Annotated in this window: 5 protein-coding genes; all 5 read left to right on the forward strand. The window is 42.8% G+C overall.

The genetic code is table 11. The features are described from left to right. Window positions 1-839: sulfate adenylyltransferase (locus tag F7C14_RS06910; RefSeq protein ID WP_290901266.1), on the forward strand; the 839-nt coding region annotated here is incomplete at its 5' end. 1 nt (window position 840) lies between these two features. Continuing rightward, window positions 841-1,782, forward strand: coding sequence for a DHH family phosphoesterase (locus F7C14_RS06915; RefSeq protein ID WP_290901268.1), 942 nt, complete (start codon window positions 841-843; stop codon window positions 1,780-1,782). Further along, window positions 1,776-3,149, forward strand: a complete 1,374-nt coding sequence (locus F7C14_RS06920; protein ID WP_290901271.1) for an alkaline phosphatase family protein — start codon at window positions 1,776-1,778, stop codon at window positions 3,147-3,149. Before F7C14_RS06915 ends, F7C14_RS06920 begins: the two co-directional genes overlap by 7 nt. Then, entirely contained in the window at window positions 3,146-3,670 is a 525-nt protein-coding gene (cysC, locus tag F7C14_RS06925) for an adenylyl-sulfate kinase (protein WP_290901274.1), read from the forward strand. Before F7C14_RS06920 ends, cysC begins: the two co-directional genes overlap by 4 nt. Before the next feature lie 2 nt (window positions 3,671-3,672). Next, the coding region (locus F7C14_RS06930) for a sulfite exporter TauE/SafE family protein (RefSeq protein WP_290901276.1) at window positions 3,673-4,108 on the forward strand (436 nt) is incomplete at its 3' end.

Below are 4,108 nucleotides of genomic sequence, written 5' to 3' on the forward strand. Positions count from 1 at the left end.
CCAATGGCAGCGTAGAAGCTTTGATGGAAGTGGAAGAGATTTACAAATTCGATAAAAAAGAGTTTGCTGAAAAAGTTTTCAAGACAACGGATTTGGATCATCCGGGGGTTAAGAAAGTCTTTGAGATGAGAGACAGGCTTGTTGGAGGAAAAATAGATCTTTTGAATCAGATTGAAAATCCCTTCGAAAAGTACACTCTTCAGCCAGTGGAGACGAGAGTTTTGTTTAAGGAACTCGGATGGAGAACAGTTGTAGGCTTTCAAACGAGAAACGCTCCCCATTTGGGGCATGAGTACGTGCAGAAAACTGCCCTAACTTTCGTGGATGGTCTCTTTATAAATCCGGTCATTGGAAGAAAGAAGAAGGGAGATTTCAGGGATGAGGTCATTTTAAAAGCCTACGAAGTTTTGATCGAGAGATATTATCTGAAGAACAGAGCTGTCTTGGCAGTACTCAGAACCGAAATGCGATATGCTGGACCGAGAGAGGCAATTTTTCACGCCATAGTTAGAAAGAACTTTGGGTGCACGCATTTCATAGTTGGAAGAGACCATGCCGGAGTTGGAAGCTATTACAAGCCCTACGAAGCTCAAGAGATATTCGAAGAATTTCCGGATTTAGGCATCACTCCCATATTCTTCAAGCAGTTCTACTACTGCAAGAAGTGCTACGGATTCGTGAACGAGGCTGTTTGCCCCCATAGGGGAGAGGATATAATTCCACCGAGCGGAACGAAAATAAGAGAGATGCTGATGAAAGGGGAATTGCCGCCTAAAGAAATGATGCGTCCGGAAGTGGCTGAAGTGATTCTAAGCTTTGAAAAACCCTTCGTTGATTAGCATGAATCTGATAATCCACCACTGGGATACAGACGGAATTTGTTCAGCCTCTCTAATCTTGGAAGTCGTAGATAACACTGAAAATATTACACTACTTCCCGGCATCTTTAAATTCGATGAAAGAGTCTGGAATGCCGTAAACAGAGCTGAAAAAGTTTACGTGGTTGACGTAAATCTCCCCAAAGAGGTCGAAAGGATAGAAAAGCCGGTAGTCTTCTTGGATCATCACATACAAAATAAAATCGAAAAAAAGAATGTTATTCATGTGAATCCAATTTTTGAGGGAAAACAGGCTCCTTCAGCGAGCTATGTCGTCTCATCCTTCTTTTCCCACTGGGACTGGAGGTCAGCTTTAGGAGCTGTGGGAGATGTCGGAAGAAGAGCTTTCAGATTCGACTGGGTTTTAAAAATTTTGAAAAAGTATGAGTTAAGTGAAAAAGAGGCTTTGCGTTTAGCAGAGTTGATAAACTCCCCGTCTCTGCTTTTCGATAGAAGGGGAGTTGAGGAAGCGGTAGAGAAAGTTGCGAATAACGATCCAAAGTATTTACTCGAGGATGACGAGTGGAACAAGAACGTTGGAAGGATAGAACAGGAGATAACAAGAATTCTGAAGAATGTTCATGAAAACAGTAAGTTCAGCTTAGCTAAATTCTCTTCAGATTACAACATCGCATCCATTATTGCGAGAAAACTCGTGTGGGATTCAAACAGTGAGGTCGCAATAGTTGTTAACGAGAACTACCATGGCTTTTCTCAACTCTATGTGAGAGTTAAAGAAGACAGAGCCAATCTCTACAAGATCGAAGAGTTAATCAAAAAGTTGAAAAGCAAAAATTTGAACGCTGGAGGGAAAAAAGACGTTCTCGGGGTAATTTTCGAGAGGGAAAAGCTTGGCGAAGTTGTAAAAGTTATTGAGAACCATTTCGGTGAAAGCTTATGGTGAAGGTTTTAATTTTCGGACTGGATTCAGCTTCTCCAGAGCTTCTCTTTAATGAGTTTTTAGATGAGCTTCCCACGATAAAAAAGCTGATGGAAAACTCGATTTACGGGGAGATGAAGAGCTGCATTCCGGCGATAACGATTCCCGCTTGGGCAGTGATGTTCACGGGAAAAACTCCTGGAGAACTCGGACTTTACGGATTCAGGCACAGAAAAGAGGGAAGCTACGATGAAATGTGGATAGCGAACAGCAGAAAGGTCGTTGAGCCAGCAGTGTGGGATTTCCTTGGAATGGAGGGAAAGAAAAGCGTTTTAATAGGAGTTCCTCCAACCTATCCGCCGAAGAGAGTGAATGGGTGGCTGATAAGCTGCTTTATAACTCCAGATGCAAACTCCGACTACACATACCCCAAAGAGCTTAAAAAAGAGGTGGAAAAAATTGTTGGAGAGTACATCTTCGACGTAGTTTTCAGAAAAGATGAGCGGGAAGAGGTGAAGGAGAAAATCTGGGAAATGACCGAAAAGAGGTTCGAAGTAGCGAGGCACTTAATTCAAGAAAAGGACTGGGATCTGTTCTGGCTCGTTGAAATTGGGTTGGACAGAGTTCATCACGCTTTCTGGAAGTATTTCGACAAAGAACATCACCTCTACGAGGAGAACAGCAAGTTTAAGAACGTTGTAAGGGACTACTACAAGCTTCTTGACAAAGAAATAAGAAAGACCCTTGAACTCGTTGATGAGGATGCTTACGTAATTATTGTTTCCGATCATGGAGTAAAGAGAATGAAGGGTGCTTTTGCGGTTAATCAATGGTTAATCGAGGAGGGCTATTTAAAGATCAGAAATCCGGAAATTCTTGAGAAGAGAACAGGAGTAAAATTCGAAGAGTTGGACGTTGATTGGAGAAAAACTATCGCATGGGCCTGGGGAGGCTACTATTCGAGAATCTTTCTGAACGTGGAAGGGAGGGAGAAGAAAGGAATAGTCAAGAAGACCGAATACGAGAAGGTTAGGGAAGAAATAGCAGAACACATAAAATCGATAAGAGGTCCGAACGGAGAAAAATGGAATACCAAGGTTTTCTATCCAGAAGAAATCTATCCGCTTGCTTTGGGAGATAAGCCGGATTTAATGGTTTACTTCGACGACTTATACTGGAGAGCAGCAGGAACCCTTGGCTGGGAGTCGAATTATCTTGCTGAGAACGATACTGGTCCGGATGATGCGGTTCATTCGGAATACGGAGTCTTCTTACTTCATCATCCAGAATTGGATGAAAGACAAATTAGCTGCTCGATCTACGATTTTGCTCCAACCGTGTTGAATCTCTTTGACATAGAAGTTGATCTAAGGGGGAGATCCTTGCTATGAGCTTCGTAATCTGGCTTACCGGTCCGAGCGGAGCCGGAAAGACTACCCTCGCGAGAGCTTTGGAGAAAAAGCTGAAAGAGATGGGTTTGAAAGTGGAGGTTCTTGATGGAGACGAGATAAGGAGAAAACTTTATCCAGACATAGGATTCAGTAAGGAGGCAAGAGAAATGCACAACCGCGTAGTTATCCACATGGCCAAGCTCCTATCAAGAAATGGAGTTGTCGCTGTAGTTTCTCTCATCTCTCCCTACAAAGCGGTGAGAGAAAAAGCGAGGGAAGAAATCGGCAACTTCATAGAGGTTTATTTGAAATGCCCTCTCGAAATAAGGATGAAGAGAGATCCCAAAGGGCTTTATTCGAAAGCTATGAGAGGGGAGATAAAAGGTCTGACTGGCTACGACGGAATTTACGAAGAGCCGGAAAATCCGGAGCTGATTCTCGAAACCCATAAAATGAGCGTGGAAGAAGAGGTTGAGGCGATTCTGAATAAGGCAAAGGAGCTCGGCTATTTGGAGGTTTGATTTTGGAACTCTACGTTCTTGGTTTTTTAGTTGGATTTTTGGTGGGATTGACTGGAATAGGTGGAGGAGCTTTGATGACTCCAGCTTTGATCTTCTTAGGAATCCCTCCAGTTGTTGCGGTCGGAACTGACTTGCTCTACAACGCAACAACGAGGTTTTTAGCAACTCTCTTCCATTTCAAAAGGGGAAACGTCAACGTTAAAGCTTCCGTTTTTCTGCTTTCTGGAGCTGTACCAGGATTGGTTTTGTCGACTTTCTTAATGCTGTTCGTGATAGAAAATTACGGAGTAAATTACTTGGATTTTCTTTTAACGAGGATTTTGGCTTTGGTGCTGATAATTTCTTCAACAGCAACAATTTACAAAACATTCTTCGGGAAGAAAAGCGATGTAGTGCCGAAAAATTCCCTCCTAATTTTCATCGGCTTCGTTGTTGGGA

The sequence above is a fragment of the Ferroglobus sp. genome (assembly GCF_015521575.1).
In the GTDB taxonomy this organism is placed as follows: domain Archaea; phylum Halobacteriota; class Archaeoglobi; order Archaeoglobales; family Archaeoglobaceae; genus Ferroglobus.